This window comes from Streptomyces sp. NPDC003036, assembly GCF_040611175.1.
Classification (GTDB): domain Bacteria; phylum Actinomycetota; class Actinomycetes; order Streptomycetales; family Streptomycetaceae; genus Streptomyces.
In genome coordinates this window covers 36,864-59,533 of the sequence record NZ_JBEXNO010000026.1, presented here as the reverse complement: position 1 = coordinate 59,533, position 22,670 = coordinate 36,864, and the positions used below count along the sequence as shown (strand labels likewise).

Annotated in this window: 24 protein-coding genes and 2 pseudogenes; 2 read left to right on the top strand and 24 right to left on the bottom strand. The window is 71.2% G+C overall.

Going from position 1 to position 22,670, the window contains the following annotated elements; translation table 11 throughout:
- Positions 1 to 17 precede the first annotated feature (17 nt).
- From ABZX67_RS20355 to ABZX67_RS20270, 18 genes and pseudogenes are all read right to left on the bottom strand, one after another.
- Entirely contained in the window at positions 18 to 1,214 is a 1,197-nt protein-coding gene (locus tag ABZX67_RS20355) for a site-specific integrase (RefSeq protein ID WP_355362060.1), read from the bottom strand.
- 66 nt (positions 1,215 to 1,280) lie between these two features.
- Positions 1,281 to 1,496, bottom strand: a pseudogene (locus tag ABZX67_RS20350) (hypothetical protein); the annotation flags it as partial.
- Between the two features lie 340 nt (positions 1,497 to 1,836).
- The gene (locus ABZX67_RS20345) at positions 1,837 to 2,595 is read right to left on the bottom strand and encodes a hypothetical protein (protein ID WP_355362058.1); all 759 of its coding nucleotides are present in this window, start codon (positions 2,593 to 2,595) and stop codon (positions 1,837 to 1,839) included.
- An 89-nt stretch (positions 2,596 to 2,684) separates the two neighbouring features.
- Positions 2,685 to 3,155 (bottom strand): hypothetical protein, encoded by a 471-nt coding sequence (locus ABZX67_RS20340; RefSeq protein WP_355362056.1) that lies wholly within the window; start codon positions 3,153 to 3,155, stop codon positions 2,685 to 2,687.
- Positions 3,156 to 3,751: 596 nt separating this feature from the next.
- A complete protein-coding gene (locus ABZX67_RS20335) occupies positions 3,752 to 3,979 on the bottom strand; it encodes a hypothetical protein (protein ID WP_355362054.1) in 228 nt (75 codons plus the stop codon).
- A 221-nt stretch (positions 3,980 to 4,200) separates the two neighbouring features.
- On the bottom strand, positions 4,201 to 5,994 hold the full coding sequence (locus ABZX67_RS20330) for a TraM recognition domain-containing protein (protein WP_355362052.1): 1,794 nt from the start codon (positions 5,992 to 5,994) through the stop codon (positions 4,201 to 4,203).
- 45 nt (positions 5,995 to 6,039) lie between these two features.
- Positions 6,040 to 6,555: a DUF317 domain-containing protein gene (locus ABZX67_RS20325; RefSeq protein WP_355362050.1), complete on the bottom strand. Its 516-nt coding sequence runs from the start codon at positions 6,553 to 6,555 to the stop codon at positions 6,040 to 6,042.
- A gap of 2 nt (positions 6,556 to 6,557) precedes the next feature.
- A pseudogene (locus ABZX67_RS20320) lies at positions 6,558 to 6,782 on the bottom strand (hypothetical protein); the annotation flags it as partial.
- Between the two features lie 8 nt (positions 6,783 to 6,790).
- A complete protein-coding gene (locus ABZX67_RS20315; protein ID WP_355362048.1) occupies positions 6,791 to 7,408 on the bottom strand; it encodes a hypothetical protein in 618 nt (205 codons plus the stop codon).
- Between the two features lie 115 nt (positions 7,409 to 7,523).
- On the bottom strand, positions 7,524 to 8,117 hold the full coding sequence (locus ABZX67_RS20310) for a hypothetical protein (protein WP_355362046.1): 594 nt from the start codon (positions 8,115 to 8,117) through the stop codon (positions 7,524 to 7,526).
- 17 nt (positions 8,118 to 8,134) lie between these two features.
- Positions 8,135 to 8,941 (bottom strand): DUF317 domain-containing protein, encoded by an 807-nt coding sequence (locus ABZX67_RS20305; RefSeq protein WP_355362044.1) that lies wholly within the window; start codon positions 8,939 to 8,941, stop codon positions 8,135 to 8,137.
- Positions 8,942 to 9,059: 118 nt separating this feature from the next.
- Entirely contained in the window at positions 9,060 to 9,836 is a 777-nt protein-coding gene (locus ABZX67_RS20300; RefSeq protein WP_355362042.1) for a DUF317 domain-containing protein, read from the bottom strand.
- Complete coding sequence (locus tag ABZX67_RS20295) at positions 9,833 to 10,216, bottom strand: hypothetical protein (protein ID WP_355362040.1); 384 nt, start codon at positions 10,214 to 10,216, stop codon at positions 9,833 to 9,835. Before ABZX67_RS20295 ends, ABZX67_RS20300 begins: the two co-directional genes overlap by 4 nt.
- Before the next feature lie 230 nt (positions 10,217 to 10,446).
- Positions 10,447 to 11,214, bottom strand: coding sequence for a hypothetical protein (locus tag ABZX67_RS20290; RefSeq protein ID WP_355362038.1), 768 nt, complete (start codon positions 11,212 to 11,214; stop codon positions 10,447 to 10,449).
- Between the two features lie 28 nt (positions 11,215 to 11,242).
- On the bottom strand, positions 11,243 to 11,860 hold the full coding sequence (locus ABZX67_RS20285; protein ID WP_355362036.1) for a hypothetical protein: 618 nt from the start codon (positions 11,858 to 11,860) through the stop codon (positions 11,243 to 11,245).
- Positions 11,861 to 11,889: 29 nt separating this feature from the next.
- The gene (locus ABZX67_RS20280) at positions 11,890 to 12,762 is read right to left on the bottom strand and encodes a relaxase/mobilization nuclease (RefSeq protein WP_355362034.1); all 873 of its coding nucleotides are present in this window, start codon (positions 12,760 to 12,762) and stop codon (positions 11,890 to 11,892) included.
- An 89-nt stretch (positions 12,763 to 12,851) separates the two neighbouring features.
- Positions 12,852 to 13,262 (bottom strand): hypothetical protein, encoded by a 411-nt coding sequence (locus ABZX67_RS20275; protein WP_355362032.1) that lies wholly within the window; start codon positions 13,260 to 13,262, stop codon positions 12,852 to 12,854.
- 105 nt (positions 13,263 to 13,367) lie between these two features.
- Positions 13,368 to 13,865 carry a hypothetical protein gene (locus tag ABZX67_RS20270; protein ID WP_355107025.1) on the bottom strand — a complete coding sequence of 166 codons (498 nt, stop codon included), beginning with the start codon at positions 13,863 to 13,865 and terminating at the stop codon, positions 13,368 to 13,370.
- A gap of 874 nt (positions 13,866 to 14,739) precedes the next feature.
- Between ABZX67_RS20270 and ABZX67_RS20265 the strand changes: the two genes are divergently transcribed.
- Positions 14,740 to 15,465, top strand: a complete 726-nt coding sequence (locus tag ABZX67_RS20265) for a hypothetical protein (RefSeq protein WP_355362030.1) — start codon at positions 14,740 to 14,742, stop codon at positions 15,463 to 15,465.
- Positions 15,466 to 16,677: 1,212 nt separating this feature from the next.
- Here ABZX67_RS20265 and ABZX67_RS20260 read toward each other — a convergent pair.
- A complete protein-coding gene (locus tag ABZX67_RS20260; protein WP_355362028.1) occupies positions 16,678 to 17,178 on the bottom strand; it encodes a hypothetical protein in 501 nt (166 codons plus the stop codon).
- 125 nt (positions 17,179 to 17,303) lie between these two features.
- Here ABZX67_RS20260 and ABZX67_RS20255 point away from each other — a divergent pair, with 125 nt between their 5' ends.
- On the top strand, positions 17,304 to 17,798 hold the full coding sequence (locus ABZX67_RS20255) for a hypothetical protein (RefSeq protein WP_355362026.1): 495 nt from the start codon (positions 17,304 to 17,306) through the stop codon (positions 17,796 to 17,798).
- On the opposite strand, the gene ABZX67_RS20250 is transcribed toward ABZX67_RS20255, so the two are convergent.
- The 5 genes from ABZX67_RS20250 to ABZX67_RS20230 form a co-directional block, all read right to left on the bottom strand.
- Complete coding sequence (locus tag ABZX67_RS20250) at positions 17,779 to 18,453, bottom strand: glycosyltransferase (protein ID WP_355362024.1); 675 nt, start codon at positions 18,451 to 18,453, stop codon at positions 17,779 to 17,781. The genes ABZX67_RS20255 and ABZX67_RS20250 overlap by 20 nt on opposite strands.
- 95 nt (positions 18,454 to 18,548) lie before the next feature.
- The gene (locus ABZX67_RS20245; RefSeq protein WP_355362022.1) at positions 18,549 to 19,136 is read right to left on the bottom strand and encodes a hypothetical protein; all 588 of its coding nucleotides are present in this window, start codon (positions 19,134 to 19,136) and stop codon (positions 18,549 to 18,551) included.
- Between the two features lie 48 nt (positions 19,137 to 19,184).
- Positions 19,185 to 20,675 carry an ATP-binding protein gene (locus ABZX67_RS20240; protein WP_355362020.1) on the bottom strand — a complete coding sequence of 497 codons (1,491 nt, stop codon included), beginning with the start codon at positions 20,673 to 20,675 and terminating at the stop codon, positions 19,185 to 19,187.
- Between the two features lie 21 nt (positions 20,676 to 20,696).
- Positions 20,697 to 21,134 (bottom strand): DUF6238 family protein, encoded by a 438-nt coding sequence (locus ABZX67_RS20235; RefSeq protein WP_355362018.1) that lies wholly within the window; start codon positions 21,132 to 21,134, stop codon positions 20,697 to 20,699.
- Between the two features lie 42 nt (positions 21,135 to 21,176).
- A complete protein-coding gene (locus tag ABZX67_RS20230) occupies positions 21,177 to 22,637 on the bottom strand; it encodes an SCO6880 family protein (protein ID WP_355362016.1) in 1,461 nt (486 codons plus the stop codon).
- Positions 22,638 to 22,670 lie beyond the last annotated feature (33 nt).

The window sequence follows — 22,670 nt, the reverse complement described above, 5'->3', positions numbered from 1 at the left end:
TCGGGCTGGCCTGTGACCTAGGCACCGAACACCGCCTTGATGTCATCTGCGGCGTACCCGGTGGGGTAGCTCGTCGCGGGCCGGGGGGTGTTGTAGTACTCGGTGAGCTTGTCGAACATCTCCTCCACCCGGGCGGTCAGGTAGCGGCTGGTGGTCTGGATGTTGGCGTGCCGCATGATTGCCTGGACCTCGACCGGAGTGAGCTTGCCGCCGTTGGCCATCCGGGACGCCGCCGTGTGACGGAGGTCGTGCAGGGTCCAGTTCGTGCCCAGCAGCTCGTTCGACCGCTGCATGATCCGGCGCATCGCCCAATAGGACAGGGGCCGGTCATTGCCGCGACGGGTTCGCCAGACCGGCTCGCCCTGGGGCGGTGTGCCCGCTTCGTCGAGGTAGCGGGCCAGCCGGACGAACGCCTGCGGCGAGGCCGGCACTGCTTCCCTCTCCCGCGTGCCCTTGGAGATCACGTAGATCCGCTGGCCGGCCCAGTCGATGTCGTTCACGCCGACCCCAAGGAGCTCGACCGCGCGGGCGCCGCTGGAGACGTAGAACTCCAGCAGGGCGCGGTCGCGTTCGCAGCCCATGCGATCGAACAGCTCGTCCCAAAGCCGGTCGGGGATGGAGCGGGGTGGACGGTCGGAGACCTTCTGCCGAAGCCGGGCCCGTCCCACGACCGGCCGCGGCTCCAACGGGCTTCGGTGAGCCAGGGCCCGCCGGCGCTGCGGCGAGACAGGGACAGGGTTGACCACGGGCCCGTTGCCCTGATGGGCATGGAACCCGTAGAAGCCGCTGACGACCGACAACGCGTGGTTGATCGTCCTGGGCGCATACCCGGCACGGAGAGTCGCCTTGCCGGTCCTCAGGTTCACCGACCCCGGCGCGTCTCCACCCGGCCGCGTCCGCTGGCGCTGCGGGTTCGAGGCCGTCCTCAGCCACCCCGCCAGCACTGCGACCTCAGCCTCAGTCGCCTTCTCCCAGGCCACCCCCAGCAGCCACAGCAGCCGGAACCACCGCAGCAAGCCGTACCCGTAACTCCGTACCGTCAGCGGACTGCAGTCGTTCAGTGCCAGCTCCCGCAGGTAGGCGGTAGCCGCCTCGATCTCGTCGTCGTACGCGTTCACGACGATGTACGGAGGGTGGACGCCCCGAGCGGGGACAACGGCCCCCACCCGGGGCAGCTCGGCCCGCCCCTCGATCAGTTCATGCCGCAGTTCCAAGGTGTCTCTCCTCGTTGATCGCACTGACCATCACGCCGATCAACGAGGGGAGTTGGTGCAGATAACTGTGCACTGGCGTCTTGTCATCCCAGGTCGCCCGTCCTTGTTCAGGATGTAGAGCGGCATGGATGCGAAGCGGTGATCGGGGTTCAGGGCGTCATTGCGGATGTGCCCGGACGAAACCCGCAGGACGGGTATGCCGGCCGGTGCTGCAATTTCCTGTTCAAGATGGTCGAGATGGCGATAGACGGATTTGGGCTCCCAGCCTGTGTCGGCGAATATTGCGTAGTCGACTTTAGGGAGGAGTCCTTCCGCGGAGAGGGCGAGAAGTGTGCTGGACTGAACTCCAGCACCGAGGGAGAGTGCGCGAAACTGAGGGGAAGTGTGCGTGGAGATGAGAATTCCTTGGGCGGGTGGTGGGGCTTTTCTGGGCCGCAGGTGAAGCGGAGAGGCCGGGGAGGCGAAGCAGTCGGGGGCGACACTGCGGGAGGCCATCGCGTGGGGGCGTCGCGACCGACGTCAGAGGCTCATGGCACTGGAGGTCAGCCGTCGTGCTGGAGGACGTGTTCGGTCCCCAAGGCGAGGAGCTGCTCTGGGAAGGACACGAACGGGGCTAAGACCGTCACCGTGCTCCCCGTGCCGGTGTGGAGGACACGGCGCGTGCCGTCGTGGGCGTCGGCTGGTGCTCGTCCTCACGGCGTTCCGGCCGGCTAAGGGTGGCCGCCAGGACGAGCCGGCCCATCGAGGTGGACGCGACGCGTATCTCGTCGGCCCAGGAGGCGGACGGCTCCGCCGTGATCAGGCCCTGCTGGTCGAGGTAGCGGAGCACGCTCGCTCGCACGGCGTCCTTGTTCATGCCCACCCACGTGTGGCCGTCCTCGTCGACCGAGACCGCGCCCGTGGTGACGAGCCGGAGGACCTGGAGCCGCTCCGTCGTGAGGCTGACGTGGGCACCGACCTCCGGTATCGAGTAGGAGCTGCGGTAGCGGTGCATCTCGGCGGCGACGCGCTCGGCGCAGCTGACGAGGTCTGTAGCGGCGGTGGCGAGCAGGTCACGGGCCGCCTGCACGCTGGTCAACCTCGTCTCGATAGAGCTGGCCGAGGTGGCGTCGAAGCCTTCGACCGCGCGTGCGAGCGAGTCGGCCGCCGCGGTCGTTACGACCGCGAGCTGGGCCAACCTGGAGCCGACCGTGGCGTCGTTGTGATCGATGAGAGGCATCGGCAGTTCCCGGTGTGCCGTGCCTACGGCAGCCGCGTCTTGGGCGAGCGATTTCACGGTGACGAGCTGCTGGCCGATCCGTTCGTCCGCCGTCGGCGCGCTGAGGGTGCGGTCGTCGAGCGCGTCGAAGCACTGCGCGTACCGGGCCGCTAGCGTCAGCATCTGCACGCAGACCGTGAAGTGGGGTGCAATGGGTCGCTGTTCGGGCATCTGCGAGTTCTCCGGGACTTTTTGCCGGGGGGAGGAGGGCTTCAACGGGTGCGGGCGTGGGGCGCAGGGGCCCGGCGCGGTAGAGAGCGGTGTGCGCGCTGGAAGGTCAGGGCGCGGGCCGCTGCTCGGGCATCGGACACGGCGGCGGTGTAGCGGGGCAGGACCCGGTCCGTGATCCGCCAGGCGGCGCGGGCCGGATCGAGCGGAGCGGCGACCGACGGCGGGGCGCGGAGTCGGTCGGTGATGTCCTCGTGCAGGCCGAGGGGGACGACGGGGCAGATAAGGACGCGGCGCTGGCGGTGTTCGGCGAGGTAGAGCGCCAGGCCGTCAGCGCGGCGGAGGGTCGCGGCGCGTTCGCGGCCAGCGGGGGACGGGCGGTCTTCGGAGGGAGTCCAGATCCGGCACAGGTCGACGGACTGGTCCGCGGGGCGCGGGTACCGGTGGCGGATGGTGGTCCAGGTGCCGGGGAGTCGGTGGGCGACTGCGACGGCGAACAGGTGGAAGGGATGCACGGAGGGGTCCTTGGATCAGCGGATACGGGTGCGGGCAGGCTGTGCCGCGGCAGCGGACGGGCGTGTCACGACCGGCGTGCGGCCGAGCCGGGAGGCGAGAGCGACACGTCCGGCTTCGGTGAGGTGAAGGCGGACGGCCAGGGCGGTACGCCTCGCGGTGGACCCAGTCGCGCGACTCCAGGGAGCGGACGGTGGCCATCGAGAGGCGGTCGAGCCGGTTCGAGGCCCATTCCTGAGAGCCGAGGTTGTCGACGGTGACGTATCCGGAGGCGGCGGCGTGCAGGGCGGCGTACTGCGCGGGCGACATGGGATGGGCCCGGCTGCTGAACTTCTGGGCACGCAGCGCGGCGGCGAGGTCTGCGGCGGTGCGCAGAGCTCGGGTGCACCGAGCGCGGTCAGCGTGTCCGCCTCCCGAACGTGCCGTCCGGCTTCGAGGAGGGTGTCAAGGACCGGGCCGGGCGGATGGGGCCGCTGCGCTCGCTCCTCGGGTGGGAGATCGCCGAGATAGACTCGGACCCACGTCAGGTGCTCGTCCGCCAACTGGGCCTGCCGGGCGAGGAGCTGGAGGCGGCTGACTGCGTCCCGGATGCCAGGGCTTACGTAGACACGGACTCGGCGACCTCCCTGGCGACGGCCTTGGTGGCGAAGGCGAGCTGGGCGGCGGCCTCGGCGTGGGCGAGGGCCTCGTCAGGGGCGAGCGGATCGTTGAACTGGAACGTGGCCAGTCGGTCACGGAACCGCGTGGTCTGCTCGGCCAGGGTGAGGACGCGGGCCGGAAGAAGCTCGGCCGACACCGCGGCGCCGGAGACAGATCCGGACGTCATCGGCGCCGCCCCCGCTCCCAGATGCCGGACCTCGGGACCGTGTCCAAGGAGTCGACGCGGGAGTGCATTTCAGCGAACGGCGCAGCGGTATCCGAAGCGGATGAGGCTGTGATGATGGGGGTTCCTTTCTGGCGCGAGCGCGCCGACGGCTACGGCAAACTCGATCGCGACATGCCGTCCTGGCCGGAAGGGCCGGACGCCCTACGCTGGCACACGGGCGGTCACGCGGCAGAGTCGTAATCGGCCCGTTGGGGGCTGGTCTTGGCGAGTGCTCGGGCGGTGATGGCCTTCGACGCGCGGGCGGACGCGGCGGCGAGCTCGTCGGCGCCGGGCTCGGCGTACCAGGGGCGCAGGTCGAGCATCGCGACGCGCATACCGGTGGCCAGGCACAGCGCGGAGCCCTTGGGCAGGGCGCGGATCGCGTCGGCCGGCAGGATCCGTTCCTGCCGCATGCTGATCGAGGTCGACTTGCCCGAGTCGGAGACGGAGGTGGAAGTCGTCTCGACGTCGTGGTCCCCGATCATCCGCGAGAGCTTGTCGGCGAAGTCGGGGTCGTCGATGCCCGAGCCGATGACCTTCACGGTGGCCGCAGACCACATCGCGTCCATGCCCGCGTCCCCCCACACCTTCTGCCCCTGGCGGTAGGACTGCAGGATGGTGATCGGGATGATCCCGCGCGAGCCCAGGTGGGAGTACAGGTCCGGCAGGTCGCTGATCTTGCACACGTTGGCGGCCTCGTCGAGGATTGCGAGCATCGGCGGGTCCAGTCGGCCGCCGGCGCGCTCGGCCTGGGCGGTCGCGGCCCGCATGACGGAGTCCGCGCAGGCCGCGATCAGCGCCGAGGCGCCACCGCCGCCGTCCTTCGACAGCAGGAACAGGGAGTCGCAGGAGGTCACGAAGTCGGTCGGCCGGAACTCGGGCACATCCTTCTGCGGGGTGACCCAGGCCGCGATCTCCGAGTTGAGCAGGGCGGAGGCGTACTGGCGGGCGGTCTCGTAGATACCGTCCCTCGTCTCCGGCGGGCCCTCGACAGTGCCCTTCAACTGGGAAGCGACGGATGAGAATCCGTGATCGCGCAGGATGTCGAGCGGGCGCCGGTCGGACGGGAAGGCGAGCCAGCGCATGACGTCGGTGATCGGCCGCTCGTCGAGCGCTGCCGCCAGCAACAGCTGGCTGAGGATGTTGCTGCCGGCCTTGGACCAGAAGTCGCCCTGCTGGTTCGCATCGACGGAGGCGGCGAGAAAGTGCCCGGCCAGCCGGCCCGCGCCGTCGAGGGTGCGCGCGTCGGTGAGCGGGTTCCACCACATGGTCCGCTCGGCGTGGGCGATCTGCTGCGGATCCATCGACCACACCCGACCGACTCGGCTGCGGGCGTCGTAGCACGCGGTGTACGCGTCGCCCGCGGCCTTGTTGGAGGTCAGCAGCACCGGTCCCGGCGCGGTGAGGATGGAGGGGATCGCGAGCGAGGTGGTCTTACCGGAACGTGGCGCCATGATGGCGACCGCGACGTCCTCGAAGCCCATGCGGACCTCGTGCTTCGTGCCCTGGAGGTTGCCGAGGAGGATGCCGGTGTCGCGAGGCTCGATGTGCTTGGCGTTCTTCAGGCTCGGGCGCAGCGAGCGGGCCTTGGCCTCGATCGCCTTCGCGAGCAGCGGCTCGATGTCGCGGACGCTCGCCATGCCCTTGACCTTCTTCTTCCGGCCACTGGCCCGGTTCTTGTACCGGGCCCAGATGCCTGCGGCGCCGGCGGCGATCAGGAGCGTCAGCAGGACGGGCACGATGCGGGTGGCGACGAGCAGGGTCGTTTCTCCAGCATTGGGCCACAGCTGCCCGGGGTGGAGGAGAGCGTCGGCCGGCCGGTAGGGCACCCACGGGCCGGTCCCGGTCGCCCAGGCGGCGAGGTTCCCGGACAGCCAGGCGAAGGAGGCGAGGGGGAAGCCGATCGCGAGGGCGCCGCCGCCGATCTTGAGGGCTATGTCGTAGCCGTCGGAGCTGGTGGAGGGGGAGTTGGGCAAGGGCGGGTTCCTTGTGGACGCCGGGGTCGGCGGGCGGTGTGAGGGTCAGCGGGTACGGCGGGGCGCTGTCCGCGGCGGCTGCGGCAGGGGTGGGGGAGTGCCGGTACGGCGGGCGGCGAGGCGTTCGACGCGGTCGGGGAGCGCGGAGGCAACGCTCACGGCAGTGGCCTGCTGCCAGTGGAGGTTGATGCCCTGCCGGCTGAGGCCACGGGTCTGCTCGTGGGTGCGCCGCAGCGGCTCGCGATCGGCGAGCGCCTGTGTGAAGGCCGACACGATGCCGGCGGGAGTGCGGCTGTCGAAGCGCGCCTGCCACAGCACGTAGTCCTCGTCGAGCGCGGCGGTGATGAACCAGCCGTTCGAGCCGGAGAAGGTCATCCGCTCGCCCTTGACGATGCCGTCCGGGGAGCGGAACTCGCCCGACGGTGCCGTCTCCCATCCCTGCCGACGCAGCGGCCGGAGGGGATCGGCGGCGGCCCGCTCGTTGTGGGCGGGATCGGTGAGGGGTCGGTGACCGCGGCGATCAGCTCGACCGGCGTCCGGCCGCCGAAGGACGCGTACCAACTGTTCGAGGGGTTACCGCCGTTGTGGGTGATCCGCCACCACTGATCGCTCGGATTCGGTTCGAGCCGCAGGAGCGTCTTCTGGTCCGGGCTGGAGAGGACGACCCGCGGCAGCAGTGGCTCGTGTCCGTGGCTCCAGCCGGCAGCTTCGTGCAGGGGGACGGTGACCCATGCCGGGTCTCCAGGGCCGGCGAGGTACCTGGGCGAGATGAGCGCCTGGTCGACCATGTCGCTCATCAGCGTCTCACCGCCGGGCGGCCGGTGGTGAGCAGGAGTGTGGGGTCCGCGACGGCGACGGGCGCAGGCGGCGGCGCCTTCAGCGCGACGAAGTGCAGGTCGAGGATGGCGTGTCCGTGGATGGCCCACGTGTCCAGATCGCTCCACGCCTCGGCATTCCGCTCGGCCAGGGCGTCGACGAGCTGATCGTGCGCCGGCCGGGAGATGCGCCGGGCCTCACGGGCCTCGGCCCACTCGGAGCGGAGAGCCTCCAGGCGGTCGAGGGACTTGGCGAGCTCGGACAGCTGCCATGGCCATTGGGGCTCGACGTCGCTGGCGGCGATGTGCTGTAGCTGGAACCGGGCGGTGGCGAGCAGCTCGTGCGCGGCGCGACGGACGGGCTCGAAGGCGCGCCAGGTCTGCGCGTCCCGCTGAACCTTGCGCCAGCCGTACGACTCCTCGTCGTGCGGCCAGCCGTCGGCGTCGGTGTGCTTCTCAGAGTAGGAATCCCAGGAGGCCAGGATCATCTCGCTCTGCACCAGGAACGTGGTCAGTGCCTGGAGCGCGGAGGCGTGCTGGTCGGCGCGATAGGGGAACGGAGAGGGCAGGGTGATTCCTTCGGTCGGGACGGTGATCACCGGGTATGGCGGGGGCGGGGGCCTCCCGGATTCTGCGGCGGCGGCACCTGGCGAGCGCTGGGCGGAGGCCACACCCTCGCCGCCGAAAACTGCACGGCGGCGAGAAGGAGAGGGGTCAGAGGCGCGGGCCCTGGGCGGTGACTGAGGAGTGGACCGCGGCCGGGGCCGGGAGTGGGCGCCGAATACCGGGGCGGCCGGCCCGCAGGGCTGTGGCGTGGATCTCCAGCACGGCGCGGCCGTGGGTGATCCAGTCGTTCAGGCCCTCCCAGGCTCGCTTCTCCCGGGCCGCCCTCGCGCGGTGGACGAGCTCGTCGCTCATGTGCGGGTAGGTGTCCTGCCAGTCCGTGAAGGCGGTCTGAGCGGCGTCGATCCGTTCCAAGGCGCCGCGTAGCTGGTCGAGTTGCCATACCCATCGGGTCTGAACGGACTTCCCGGCGAGCTGGTCGATCATGGCGTCGGCTGTGTCCAGGAGATGAGCTGCCTCGTCTCGCACCGGGGAGAACAGACGCCAGAGCGCCGCATCCCGGGCGGCCATGCGTCTGTCGAAGGCGTCCTGGTCGTACGGCCAGCCATCGAGGTCGGTGTGCTCGTCGGCGTACCGCTCCCAGGCGGCGGTCTCGTCCTCCGCCCGGGGCAGGAAGCCGGACAGGCGCGTGAGCGAAGGCCGCTGGTCGGAGGCGGCTGTCTCGGGTGAAGGGGATCGGGGCACGGAGTTCTTTCGGGAGTTCAGCGGGGGGATACGGACCGCGGTGCCGCGCTCGGCAGAGGCTTCGGCAGAGATGTCGCGAGGCGCGTGCGGCGCTGGGCGCGGGTGACGGCCTCGAGCCGGGTGAAGTGCGCTTCGAGGACCTGCTCGGGGGACAAGCCGCTCGGCTCCTGCCGGGCACCGTGGCTGTCGGTGTCGTGCATGCCGCGTATGACGGGTGCGGTGGAGACGAGCTGCTCGACGAGGCCGGTCATGAGGTGGTCGGAGACGGTGCCGCTGATCCAGATGTGCCACAGACGCGCGCCGCCGTACTGGGGCTGGGCTTCGATGCGCCAGGCCGGCTGTTCGAGGGTGGCCTTGCCGATGGGAACGAGCTCGGCCAGCAGCGGGTGGGGGTCAGGTGAGACGGCTTCGCGCGTTCCATCGGGCCGTTGCTCGACGGTCCATCCCGCCTTCTCCATCAGCTGCCATGGGTCGGTGTCGGTCTGGCGCGGCGTGTCGATGAGGCGGTCGGTGAATCCGGCGATGATCTCGGCGGGCACCATGCGGTCGAAGGAGGCGTACCACGACCAGTCGGCGGGCTGGATCCGCCAGCACGAGCTTGCGAACGGATCGAGCACGAGCTGGTGGGGGGAGTTGTCGGGGCCGGTCAGTACGGTGCGGGGGTCGCCGGGGGCGGAGGCGATCCTCCAGCCGGCGGCGAGCAGGGCGTGGGTGACGTGCCTGGGGTCGCCGGGTCCGGCGAGGTGCCGGGGAGAGGTGTGGAAGGGGATCTTCGAGCGGTGGTCATCGGCGTATGACGCCCACTGGGCGTGGCTTACGGCCATGTGACCGCTCCGGCAGGTGCAGGGACACGAGCCCAGGCAGCACGTCCCTCGGTCACCCGGGTGATAGGTCGGCACGTGATGGGGCGGGGCATGAAGGGCTCCGGGACGACGGTCGCCGTCATCGGCTGCGGGCGACGCGGGCGGAGGCGGGGGTCCGGGTCCGGGACGCGACCCAGTTCCGGCCCCAGGTGGCGGCGCGGGCCGCGGTGATGCGGGCCTGCTGCCAGGCGCGGAGCTGGTCGGGGAGCACGGAGACGGAGGTCGCGCGGATGCGGTTGCTCGGCGGGACGTGGCCGCGGGGGCGCATGACCGGATCGGGATCGGCCAGGGCCTCGGTCAGGCCCTGCAGCAGGTACAGGGGGGTGGTCGAGGTCGCCTGGAGGTTCCAGACGGGCCCGTGCTCGTTTCGGGCGCCGATCCACCAGTGCTGCGGCCCGGTGGTGACGTACTGGACGAAGGCGTCCCGGTTGGGGCTGACGGCGGTGTGCTCCTGGCCGGTGTTGGTGGACCACCCTCGCTCGGAGAGCGGTGCCCACACGTTCGGGGCGTGCGCGGAGCGGGCCTTGGTCAGCGCGTCGGTGAGGCCGGCGACGATCTCGACCGGGGCCTGCGCGGAGAGCGTCACCTGCCAGGCCGGCTGCTGGCTCTGGGCGGCGCCGTGGATCTGCCAGCCGCCCGGCGGCTGGTAGGCGACACGGACCGCCTTGTCCGGGGAGTCGAAGACGAGGGCGGCGGATGACCGGGGAGTGTTGTCCGTCCAGCCGGAGGCGCGCAGGTACTCGGTGACGTGCCGCAGGTCGCCGCCGCCGGCTAGGTAGCGGGGCTCGATCAGGTAGTGCTGTTGCGCGGCCTGCTGGCTGCCCCAGCCGGGCCACTGCCGTTGCCGTTTGCTCACCGGTGCCGTCCTCTGGCCACGAAGGCGGTGGCCTTCGGCGGCGCGGTGGCCGGGGCCGGTGGCTGCTTGCCGATCTTCTCGAAGACTTCCTGGTGCTGTTCGAGGTCGATGGTGAGGTTGGCCAGGGTGTTGGCGGCACGTCCGAGCGCCAGCCACGCCTCCGCCGGGAAGGCTCCGTCTGCGGCGTGGTTCCGGGAGGCCCGGCTGCCGGCACTGACGAGGTCGTGGACCTTGCCGAGGATGCCGCGTTCCATGTCGACGGCACGGGCCAGGATCTGTGCGGCTTGCTGTGCGTCTGCCCGCAGCAGGCGGGCGGTGAGCTGGTCGAGGTGCTGGGTGATGGCGGTGCGGAGGGCGTCGTCGGTGACAGGCGGGTTCATGGGCGATCCGAGGCGTTGGTCCGCAGCCCGCGACGGTGGTCAGCGGCTGCGGCGGTGGACGGGAGCGGGCGGCCCTGCGGACGCGACCGGCGCCGCAGGGGAGCGGTCGGGCCCACCGCCGGCCTTGATGACCGCTGCGCGCAGGTAGCGCCGCAGGAGCAAGACGGCGAGGCGTGGATGGCGGGCGGCGTCGAGCGGAGGGACGGACGAGCGGGTGCGCGGGGCCGGCGTCACCGGGTGCGGGTGGCGGACCGGGCGCCCGGCTGCGGCGCCGGCAGGGCGATGTCGGCCGGGGAGCGGGGTGCGGTGCGCAGGGCGGTGCCGATGCCGAGGCGGGCGAGGCGGGCACCGGCGGCCTGGACGGCGTGGCCCTGGGCGCGGGTGTCGTCCCCGCTCAGCACGTACGCGTTCGAGGCGGTCTCCCACACGAAGCCCTCGGCGAGCAGCACTTCGGCGGCGGGCCGGGTTGTCGTCGTGGCGGCCAGGGAGCCGTCGTCCCGCCAGGTCATCACGACCATCGTGTCCGGGCGCGGGGCAGGCTGCGGCGGGTTCATGGCGGCGTGGCGGACTTGGGCGAGGGCGATGTCGTAGCGGGGGAGGAGGTCGGCGTCGATGGCGTGGGCGGCGAGCTCGGGGTCGGCCGGCACAGCGATCCCCTCGGGCTCGCGGACCCCCTCGAACGCCTCGGCAGCGACGTCTCGGGTGGGGGCGATGGCCGCGACGAGGAACTCGTCTTCGTGCAGTGGACGGATCGTGACGTACAACCGGGTGCCGTCGTGTCGGATGAGGTGGGCATCCTCGCCCAGGACGAACTCGGCGATGGCGCCGCTGACGAGGTTGAGGTCCCAGACGTCTTCGGCGTGCTTGAACTGATCGTCGTAGCGCCGGTGCTGGTGGTACTCGACCGTCCAGGTGCCGGGCAGGGTGTCGGCGATGACGGCGGCGAACGACTCCAGGTCGCGGTTGTCGTATGCGGGAAGGGATCGGGGGGTGGGCATGGGCTCCTCGATGAGGGGGCGGGGAAGGTCATCGGGTCCGTCCGGAGGCGGTAGAGCTCGAAGGGGCCGGCGGCGCGGGTGGCGGAGCGTGAGGTCCGCGTCGGTCGGGGGGCGCGCTGCGGTCGGCGAGGTTGGTGCGCACGCTCTGCAGCTGCGCCGCGAGGAGGCGAAGTTCGTGCTCGGCGGAGCTGCGCAGTTGGGTGCCCCAGCGTGGATCGGTCGGTCCGCTGAGCCGGTCATAGACATCCGCGAGCGCATGCAGGACATGACCGAGAGAGGCGACGATCCCGTCGTGCGTGGCGGTGAGTTCCGCCAGATCGTAGGTGAGCTCGTCCACGGAGGTGGACTCGCGGATCCGGCCGGCGAGGTTCTCGATCGCACGGCCCGTCGTCACGTAGCGGGCTTCGGTGCCGTCCCAGGCGAACTCCGCGTCGGCGAGCACCCGGTATCCGGCGGCTTGGAGGCGCGCCACGGCCACGCGGGTGACGGTCCGTTCATCCTCGGGGGAGACGGTGGGGGACAGCCGGTGCCATGTGACTCCGTGCCGCTCCTGCAAGAAGAAGCTGCGCTCCAGGATGCCGTGGGCCAAGCCGTCCCCACCTCTCGCGGTGATCAGGCCGTTCGCCGGATCGCGTGCGATGGTCACGGTCTGACCGGCGCCCGTCTCCACCCGGCTCACCGCTTCACCGCTGTGGAGGTGGCAGGGGCTCTCGGCGGGAAGATTGCCGGGCTCGAGTCCGGTGGAGCGGGGGCGAGACGGGCAGCGATCTCGCCCAACTGCTCCTGCACACCATGGAGTCGGCGGGCCGCCCAGAACAGGTCCCGGCCGGCAGCGGCGGCCTCGTGCCCGGGCAGGGCGGCGGCCTGGCGTCCGGCCTCCTCGATCAGCTGCCGCACCGTCGCGATCGGCCCGGTCTGCTCGGCTGCCAACTGGTTCAGGATGCCGGCGAGCGGGCTGGTCGCGGTCGGCACCAGGGCCGGCGGGAACGCACCCTGCGGTGCGGCGGCACTCTCCTCCGCGGAGGGATGCCGGGTGTGAAGGAGGAGGTCGGTCTCGATCCGCCGCGCCTCGGTCTCCAGGACGTGGGCCAGGCGGCGGGGAGTGGCTGCCCAGTCGCCGTCCAGGCGGATGAGGTTGCCGATCAGATCCATGCGGGTCGGCTCGTCCCGTACGGCGATCCAACGACAGGCCCGGTCGTCGCCCGGCGGAGCGAGACCTGCTGTACGCGCCAGACGGTGCGCGATCTCAGACCACTCGGCGGGTGAGAGCTTCCGGTCGAGCGGGTGCAGTCTCACTGACAGGTGGAGGATCGCGTGCCGGTGAGCGGCGAAGGGGCGCTCCCGCAGTGGTTCGGCGAGGTGCTGGGCCCAGTCCGACGTGGTCCATGTCCGGTTTTCGTCGGTGTACAGGTCCAGCTGATCCCAGTGGGCCACCACGCTGCCGCCGGGCTCGGTGGTGAGGCCCTCGTCCTGGCTGAGGGGACGGCCGAGCGCGTCGGCGAGGGCGTCGACGGCGTTGATGCCGCGCCGGTTGACGTGAATGATCATGCTCTCGCTCGCTGCCGGACCGGAGGCCCGGATGAAGAAGTGGGAGGGAAAGGCGCCTGTTGCCGCCGCGTGTGAGCCGGCGGCCCGCGCTATCGGCCGGAGTCGGCGACGTGGGCGAGCTGGTTGAGCGCGGTCAGGGAGTACCAGCGGCAGTCGACCGGCTCCTCGGCGGTTCCGACGCGCGCCACCAGGTACTCGCGCAGCGCCTGCTGGTGGACCAGGCACTCCGGGCAGCGGGTGGACAGGTGCACCATGTAGCGAGGATGGGCGGTGATGTAGGAGCGGTCGCCGCCGTCCGGGTCGAGCAGCCGCCAGCCGTCCTCGTCGGTCGGCGTATGCCACGACGGTGCGACGACCTTCATCGCGTCGCCCCACAACTGCCCCTCTGCCGCGCCCTTGAGGATCACGACGTGCTCGCCGGGCCGGAAGTGGGCGTGGGTGATGTCCCGCTCCGGAGTGATCGGGTCGGGCGGCAGGTACACGGGGCGGGTCTCGGGCACGGAGGTCCTTCCACATGGGCGCGGGGCGGCGGTGGAAGACAAAGGGTCCGGACAATCCCCGGTTTCGGAAACCGGGACTTCGCCGCTATATTGCGCGCCGCGCCCCTACCGGAACGGGTTCTCCGTGGGCCGGTCCCGGTCGCTGGCGGCGTCCAGTAGTTCGGGCAGATCGGCGCCCTCGGCGTCGCGCTGGTCGACCCACCATCCGGCTCGCGTCACCAGCCGGATCTGCTCCTCCAGCTCTGCCCAGTCGGCTTCGTCCCACGTTCCTTCGGTGACGAGTTCGGTGTAGGCGCGGGTCACGAGCTGATGCCGGCTGCGCGAGCCCCAGCTCAGAATCGTCTCGGGGCCCTCCAGGGGCGGCATGTCGAACTGTGCCGCCCAGTGCGCGGCGGCGGCCTCCTCCTCGGCGCGCTTCTGCGCGAGCCACTCCTTCGTGCTGACGGCGTCCGCCTGGTGGGCGGCACGCCAGCAGTCGGTGCACTGACGGGCCGCGAGCCATCGGGCGTAACCGGCCCGCTGGTCGGCCGAGCGGCTCGCCAGGTCATGGGTGACGGTGTGTCCACAGCTGTGGACGATCTCGAACGTGGTGGGGACAGCCATGAAGGTCTCCTTGTTTGAGAGGCGGGGTGGTGGTCAGGCCGGCCGGGCAGCGTGGGCCGGTACACGGCGGTGCCGGCCCCGCCGGACGGGGGCCCGGGCACGTAGATCCGGCGGGGAACTTGTCTTCGAGGACGACTGCGCGGGAGCTCGCTCGAACCCAGCGCGGCGCGGCCAGGGCCTGGCGGACGGCCTGGTGCGCGGACTTCTTCTCCGCTGCGGCCAGAGAAGGGTGTCGTGGTGCTGTCTCTGCCGGTTGGTCTCCTCATCGGCCGCGAGAGGGCCGGGCAGGCGGATTGGGGTCGAGTCCGGTCCTCGTACGATGTGCACGGTGTCGAAGGCGACCGGGATGGGCGGCGTGGGAGCGGTGTCCAGCGGCAGGCCGTACACGAGCGTGATGGGGGGCGTGAAGCCGTGGTCGAGGTTCAGCGCGGAGGTGAACGGGGGACGACTCGAGCGCGTCCACGATCCGCTGACGCAGCTCCGTCAGCCCTGGCACGTCGACCGCCACGAAGGCCGGCTCTCCGTCGCCCGCGTCTGGGAAGCGGCCGATCCCTGCGATCCTCCCCTCCACAAGGCTCGCGGCCTTGAAGGGCTGCGGTCACGAGATCGGCGAGGTCGTCAGGGTGGCCGGGAAGACGCTCGGCGTCGCCGAGGTAGGCCAGCGTGTCGTGCAGGTCCCGCGCGGAGGTGCCGTCTGGGTGAGCGATCCCGTTCGGAGCCTGATCAAGCGATGTCTCCTCGCCGCCAGACCTTCGTACGCGGCGAACGCAGCACTTGGGTTCGTCGCGTCGGCGGGTGTCTCAGCCGCGCCTGTCTCCCGCCGGGGTGTGGGTAAATGCCCCCGCCGGCTTGCGCGCCAAACTAAGATGAACGAGTGATTGACGATGGTCCGGCGTACAAACTCCTCTTGTATAGAGCGGTGAAGCGCTTCGAACATGACCTGCGGGAGTGGCCTTGGCCCCCCACGCGTGCAAGTGACGACTGGGTTGCGTACTGGCGTGTCCGTTTTGAGGACACGCTTTTTCGGGTTGGTCTCGGCGTGCGAAAGCTAATTGAGGCTGCGAAGCTCTCTGTTGAGGTTCAAGAACGCCCTATTAGTGTCACGTTCCTGCCTGTACGCAAAGACTTCTTCCCTGGTGCTATAGATCAACATCACGTCGAGAAGTTTTATGACACCGAAGCGGCGCGCCCTGAACGATTGCCTGTTCTGCTTCTCTGTCACGCGATTGTGCACTCGTATGTGCTCGTTCCCCGCTTCGACGAGTCGGCGCACACGGGGTTGCGGCTACAGGATTTCTACCTGGCCTCGGACCGCGGGAGGAAGAAGGGCGTCTACTTGGTCGACTGGCGTACCTTCGTAGATGAATTGGTGCATCCTGTGACGTCGGATGACGTCATTGGGCTTTTCATGCGTCGATTGCCTAACGGGGAGGAGCTTAGAATTCCGACTTCGTCACCGGATGGGTCCATTGAATCCCTAGACCGTTTGGTGGACCTTTATGGCAACCTGTCACAGGGAAATGCCAAGTCGGTTGATAAGTTCATGAAGGAGTGGCGAGAGGCTTATGGCCTGCCGCCCGATTCGGAATTGAAGGCCTGATGCAGTGGGGTCGATCATTCCCGATGTGCCTGCGCCCGCCGATGTGCCCCAGCGTCTTCCTCGATGACGTCGGTGTATCGACGCAGCATGCGAGTGCCGCCTCTTCGTCGTCCTCTAGCTACTACACGCAGCGAGCCCGTCGGCGTCAACGGAATCGACTCACCCATGCGTAGATCGACTAGCGCGGCCGCGCGCACGGAGCCGAGCACCGGCTGCTCCGCGTTTCCGCTGGCCCGCACCTGGTAGGCGAACCCGTCCTCAAAGCGACCGGCGACCAGCATCGTTCCCTGTCCTGTCGGCTGGCTAGCAGACCGAGGAGGAACGCACGCAGATTGTCGTCCTCGCACCAGTCGCCAGTGAACATGGGCTGCATCGAGCGAGCAAGGGTGTCACCCGTCGCCCTCTGCGTCTGCTGCTGGCCAGGGGGCGGCTGAGCCTCGGATCGTTGGGGCCACGGGCACCAGGGCGGCCCGAGTGCGTCCGCGTGAACCAGTACATCTGCGCTGCCGTCCCCAGGACTGGGATGTGCGTGACCAGGTGCCCCCAGAGCGTGCACGTCTGAACCGGTGCCCTCGTCACCGAGGTCAATGACCGTCGCGCGGCTGACCCCCGGCTCATACCGGCCGACGTCTCCGCTGGCTGCGGTCAGGCGGCGCGCGCCCGGCAAGCTCAACCAGTCCCGAAGGAAGGAGCCGCTGCACTGTGCGGACGGCGCGCTCGGCACCGGCAACGGGGTCGGGGCGACGAGCTCCTATCGGGTCCTCGGCCACGGTCATCGCCTCCGGCTGGCCGCGGCCACGGGCGGGGGGGGGCCAGCGACGGGCGACTGCGCGGTGATTGAGGGTGTGGTGCCGGCGTGGCGCTGAGTGGAACGGCCCGCTGCCGCCTGGGCGATGCGGGTCCGGCGTTCGGCCAGGCCGTTCCTCCGCGCAGGAGCGGGCGGTGGGGCGGACTGCGCCGGGTCGAGGCTGATGTCGGCCTGAACGGTGAACCCACGCCGGCGGAGGTCGTGGACAGCCTGTCGGCCGCGTCGTCGCGGGTCCTGGTCCGGGCTGGTGAGCCGGTACAGCTCCGTCCTGCCGGGGACCGGCTCGAACTGCTCCTGAACCAGGAACCAGTTGGCCAGATGCGGCGTGATCGCGGATGTCGGGCGGGCAACGACACCGTGCTCGGGGTGAAGCCCGAAGTGGAAGTGCGGGGGCATGTTGGTCCTCAGGTGCGAGGGAGGCGTCGGACGGTCACCGGGGCAGCTGGAGCGGCGAGGGAGCGCGAAGGCGGAGCGAGCGCAGGGCGCGGTCCGGACACCGGCGCTGATGGCCGAGCGGTCCGGGCATGCTTCAGGAGCAAGGGGCCGTCGGCGAGCCACTGGCCGACCTCGTCGGCCGAGGCTGGCATGAGTGGCCGGGGAGGGATGAACACCGAAGCCCGCGGATCGCCGGTCGTCCCCGCTGGGTTGAGCAGGCCGTGCAGCCGGTCCAGGACCACGGAGTCCTCGGGGCCCGCGACGACGGCGCTGCGGGTTCGGGCGAGGAGCTCCGCGGCGTGGGGGCGCAGCCGCCGGAAGATGGTCGTGGACTCCTCGGCGTAGTGCCTGGCGAGGTCGCTCCCGCCGGAAGCCCGGATCTCTTCGAGTCGTGCGTGCCCGGCTTCGACCGCGGCCAGCAGGCGCTCGTGCAGGGCCCGCTCGTACGCAGGGAGGAACTCCGTCGCCACCTGGGAGGCCGCCAGACGGGCGAACGCGGCAGTGTGGCGGACTCGGGTGCGTAGGGGTTCTGGTAGTTGTCGTCGAAGGTGCTGGTCGCGCAGGCCCCGAGCAGGTACGCGCGGGCGCTGCCGGGGTGCTCGATCAGGAGCAGTTCCGTTCCGGCACCGTCGCTGAGGACGGCTCCGTACGGGATCCGGCGGTGCTCCATCGCCTCGGCCAGCTCACCGCTGTCCCACAGCAGGGGCATCCAGTCCTCCTGCCACACGGGATGGGCGTAGACCTCGACCTTCGCCGTCCAGGTTCCGGGGAGATGGGTGGCCAGCTCGCGCGCGTAGTCCCCGAGGTAGGGGCGCGGACTCGCGGTCAGGACGACGCGGTGTTGTCGTGCGGCGTGGGCGAGGGCGGGCATCACCTTCGGCATCGCCTTGAGATCGCGCAGCACGTGGACGCCCTTCTTGTGCCGCTGGAAACCTTCGGTGACGAGCAGGGCCGTGTCCGCCCACGTGTACTGCTCGCCGACCGGGATGGCGACGAGCCGGCGGACGCGCTGGTGCAGAGGATGATCTCGGCGTCGGGACGCCGGTGGGCCTGCGTACGGTCGGACATGGTCAAGCGGCCCGTGCCGTGACGAAGGTGTTGCGCAGGGCGTGTCCGAAGGCGTGGGCGTGGCGCCGGGCGGCGAGCTCCAGCTCGTCATATCGCGCGCCCCGCGTCATCTGTCCTTCGTGCTTGCGGTACTTGTAGACGGGCAGGGGCAGAAGGACGCCGGGGGCCAGGGCGGTGACGCCGACGGCTGCCATGTAGTCCTCGCCCTGGACGAGGCCGCCCATGCCGCCGGCCGCGCGCATCAGACGGGTGCGGGCCAGGATGGTGGTGGGTCCGATCGGGATGGTGTCCTGCGGGCGTGGCCAGTAGGTGACGACATCGCCGGCGTCGTGGAAGCCGGGCGGCGTCGGGCATTCCCAGAGGCGGGTGGTGCCGTCCGGCAGGAGGTCCTCGCTGTACCCGGCGACCCACCCGAGCCGCTCGGTGAATGCGTCCAGCCGTACGCCCAGGCTCCAGTCGGGGAAGACATCGTCATCGTCGGCCCAGTTCACGAACTCGGTCCGTACTTCGCTCAGGCCGAGGTTGCGGGCGCAGGCGGCACCGACCGGACGGGGCAGGGCCAGGACTCGAACCCGCCGGTCAGCGGCGATCGTGGGAGGCAGCCGGCCGGGTTCAGCCCCGTCCAGGACGAGAACCGCTTCCCACGGCACGGTCTGGCGCGTGAGGCTCGCGTGCATCTGCTGCAGGTAGGGCAGTCGGTCGGGGCGAAGTTGGGTGGCGATGACGACGGTGACCTGCGGGGCGGACAGGGAATCTCCTGTGGTCGGGGTGGTCAGCGGATGGGCCGCGGCGCGGGTGACGCGGGGGCCGGGCCGGGCGGCATGACGAGCGTCAGCCCCGTGCGCGGGGCTTGGACGGGAGCGGGCTTGTCCGGGGCCCACCGCAGCGGCGCGCGGTGAATCCGGGCGAGCGGCGAGGTGCTCCAGCTGACGAGCGGACCGCGGTCGTACCAGGGCAGGGAGATGACCTCGATGCCCTGGTCGTGCAGGACGTAGCCCCACTCCAGGTCGCCGCCGGTGCTCCGCTCCGTGATCGGGATGGGCTCGGCGGGCTCCCCACTCGGCGTGAAAACGTCGGTGAGGGGCATGCTCGGGAAGCGCTCCGTGTGGGGGTCGAGCTGCTCCAGCACATGGTCTGGCGCACCTTCGAGAAGGTCGACCCCGAGGCCCTGCCAGTCGTGTGGGGCGTCGAGCAGATGCTGGCGCAGGGCATGGAGATCACCGGCGAACCGGTAGCGCAGAGCCCCGAGCAGGAGCGGCAGCTGGTGGTCCGGGTACCCGTCGAAGAGGCAATAGACCCCTCGGAAACGGCTGCCAGTTGATGGATCGGTGGGGCGGGCGATGAAGCTGGGGGTGCCCATGGGGCTCCTTGAATGGTCTCGGTGAGTGTGGCCCGGTGGCGCGCGGCTTCAGTGCATGCGGGCGTCGGTGTCGAACAGCTGGAGTTCGGCCGGGTGGAGCTGGTGCTGGACGACGAACGAGCGGCCGGCGACCTTCCACAGGCCGCGCCCGCGGGTGAGGTGGGACAGAGCGCCGGTCTCGACGGAGGTCAGGCCGAGGAGTCCGGCGGCTGCTGTGAGCTGGTCGGTCTCCTGGCGGTAGATCACGCGGGTGCTGCAGTCGGCGAGCAGGCCCTCGGCCAGCGCGCGGCTCTGGCTGCCGGCGTCGCCGGCGGAGAGCAGGTCGGACAGGCGGTGGATGACCATCAGGTTGGCGATGCCCAGGCCGCGCGAGAGCTTCCACTGGGCCTGCATGCGCATGAGGAGGGCGGGGTGGCGCATCAGTCGCCACGCCTCGTCGTAGACGACCCACCGTCGGCCGCCGTGGGGGTCTGTGAGGGCGGCTTCCATCCAGGCCGAGGCGCAGGTCATGGCCAGGACGAGTGCGGCGTCGTCGGTGCCGCCGAGGCGTGAGAGGTCGATGGACAGCATCGGCCGGTACGGGTCGAAGACCGTGGTGGACGGGGCGTCGAACATGCCGGCCAGGTCGCCGAAGACCAGGCGGCGCATGGCGTGGGCGAGGTCGCGGGCGGCATCGCCGAGGCGTCCGGCCAGCAGTCCGCCGGCCAGTTCTAGGCCGGGGCCGTCGGCGAGCGCGTGGGCGACGTCGCCGAGCAGCGGCGGGCGGCCGGAGGCGGTCGCACGGGTGACCGCGGCGTCGAGTGCGACGTCGAGGACGGTGTGCTCCATGGGCAGCAGGTCGCGGCCGAGGACGGTGCGGGCGAGGGAGCCGAGGAGCAGCAGTCGGCGCTTTCGGACCTCGCCTCCCCACTCCGCCTCCGGCACCGACGTCGGCCTCGGTGCCGCGTCCAGCGGATTGAGCCTGCCGGGCAAGCCCGGGCCCAGGGCGATGGAGTCGCCGCCGAGTGCCTGGGCGACGGCCGTCCACTCGCCCTTCGGGTCGCACGGCACGTACACCCGGTAGCCGAAGGCGACCGAGCGCAGGGCCAGGCTCTTGGCGAGCGCCGACTTGCCCTGTCCGATCACCCCGGCGAGCAGCACGTTGGGGTTGGTGAACCCTTCGACGCGGCCGTACAGGGAGAAGGGGTCGAAGGTGAAGCTGCCCTCGGCGTGGAGGTCGCGGCCGATGTAGATGCCGTCGGCGCCGAGTCCGCCTTCGGCGAGAAAGGGGTAGGCGGCGGAGGCGACGGCGGTGGTCATGCGGTGGGCCGGGAGCTTGAGGCGGCTGCCGCGGGCGGAGGCGGGCCCGGGCCGCCCGGTGGGCGGGTAGACGGCCTCGGGGAAGGGAGCTTCGACGGGCTGCTGGTCGGCGGCGGTGCCGGCGGCGCTTCGGGCGCGGGCTTCGGCGCGGGCGGTCTGCTTGCGCAGTGCGCGGCGCTGGGCACGGTCGATGCCGTGCGGGGTGAACAGGGGGGTCGCGCTGGCGCGGCGGTGGGACACGGTTCGCTTCCGGTCGGGAGGTCAGGACGCGAGGTCGGCGGCGGTGGTCTTGCGCCGTACGGCGTGGACGGCGGCGAGGTGGCGCTGGCAGATGGTCAGGACCGGCGGTCCCTCGGGGAGCCGCTCGGGGTGGCAGTCGCCGTCGCCGACGGGGGCGGGCAGCAGGTGGAACGCGGCGTGGACGGATTCGGCGGCCTGCCACAGGCGGGTGTGCGCGGTGGCCAGGTGCCGTCCGGCGGCGGGCCGTTCGGGTCGGGTGTGCTCGGCGAGCTGGTCGACCAGGCGGTGCAGGGTGGTGAGGTGGGCGTGGAGGGTGTCGAGGTGGGGCCGGTCGGTCGGCCGGGCGGCCTCGTCCGGCGTCTGGGCGCGGGTGTGGTGGCGCAGGCCGGCGGTGGCTGCCCGCAGGAACGGGTGCGCGTCGCCGGCGGCCGGGCCACCGGGGCGGTCGTCGGGGGACATCGTCTTCTCACTGGGAGGGGGCCGCCGGGGCGGCGGGGCCGGTCAGAGGGTGTTGCGGGCGAGCGGGAGAGCGCTGGCGGTGAAGGCGTCGGCCTGCTGGAACGTGAGCCGTCGGAGGTCGACTTGGGCGCCGGCGGCGGCGGTCTCGATCTGGGCGCAGGCGGCGTCGAGGGCCTGGTCGGTGTCGGAGGAGACGGTGAGCAGTCCGGTCAGAGCGACATCGGCGTGTCCGGAGATGAGCTGCTTCTCGCGGATCTTGACGTCCGCGTACTCGACGCTGTCGGCCTCGGAGTCGACCTGGCCGCGGCGCTGGCGCTCGGAGGCGTCCGCGATGATCGCGGCCTTGCGGCGCTGCACGTCCCGCAGGGCGGACTCGATGCCCTGGGGCGCGTATATGAGGGAGAAGACGCGGCGGACGCCCGTGCTGAACATCAGCCCGTGCAGGAACCCGGCGTTCGTCTCGGTGCGAGGCCAGTTCTCGATCCAGTACGTGGCGTGCCGGGCGCTGTCGGTGATCAGCCGGTCCGGCTCCTCGACCTGGGCGACGGGGCCGGCGGCGGCCGGATCGGCCTCGCCCCGGCCGCTGGAGGACCACTGCTGCAGGCGGGCGGTGGCCGCCGGGTCGTAGGCGGTGCGCAGCACGGCGGCGATCTCGCGGGCGCCGAGCCACCCGGTGACGGTGAGGCCGGCGCTGCGGGCGGCCTGGGCGATGGCGGCGGTGGTCTGCTCCATGACGGTGAAGGCCCCGCCGAGACCACCACCGGCCTGGCTGATCAGCCGTTTGGCAGCCTTCAGGTCCAGCGCGATGGCCAGGTACGCCTCGTGCGGAGCGGCGGCCGGGCCTGCGGAGTCGACGAGCGCGGAGTAGATCTGCCCTGCGACGGGAGCCTCGGGCTTGCCGTGCTCGGCCCAGTGACGAGCGAGGCTGTCGCCGGAATCCGGCACCGTGCGCTCCAGTACCTGGACGGTGGCGACGTGCCCGGTGCGGGCGATGCCGGCCAGGGCCCGGCCCCATGCGGCGACGTTGGAATTCTGGGTGGCCGGGTCGAGCAGCGCGAAGGCGCGGGAACTGAGGCGGGCGACGGCGGTCAGGGTCTGGCCGTGGGGGTCGTGGACGGCGGCGGCGCCGGAGTCGGCGGTGGCGACGCGCAGCGAGGCGGTCGCGCCGGGCAGGTGCAGGAGCCCTTCGACCTTCGGGCGGGAAGCGGGGCGGGCCCGCCACATGGTCTGTCCGGTGCGGCGGCGGTGGGTGTAGCGGGTGACGAGCGGGGCCCAGTCGATCAGAGACCGGCCTTCGCGCCGTACGCCGACCAGGACCGCGGTGGCGATCCAAAGGGGCGCCAGGGTGATGGCGCCGACCAGGCCGGCGGTCACGACGGTGACCAGGAGCAGGGTGAGCGCCGAGGAGACGAGGACCAGCTGGGGGAGGGTCAGGCCGAGCAGGATGCCCCGCCGGGAGCGGGCGGGGAACTTCACGGTGAGCGGGAGGACTTCGGAGGACACGATCGCTTCCGGGACGGGTCAGGTCCGGGGCAG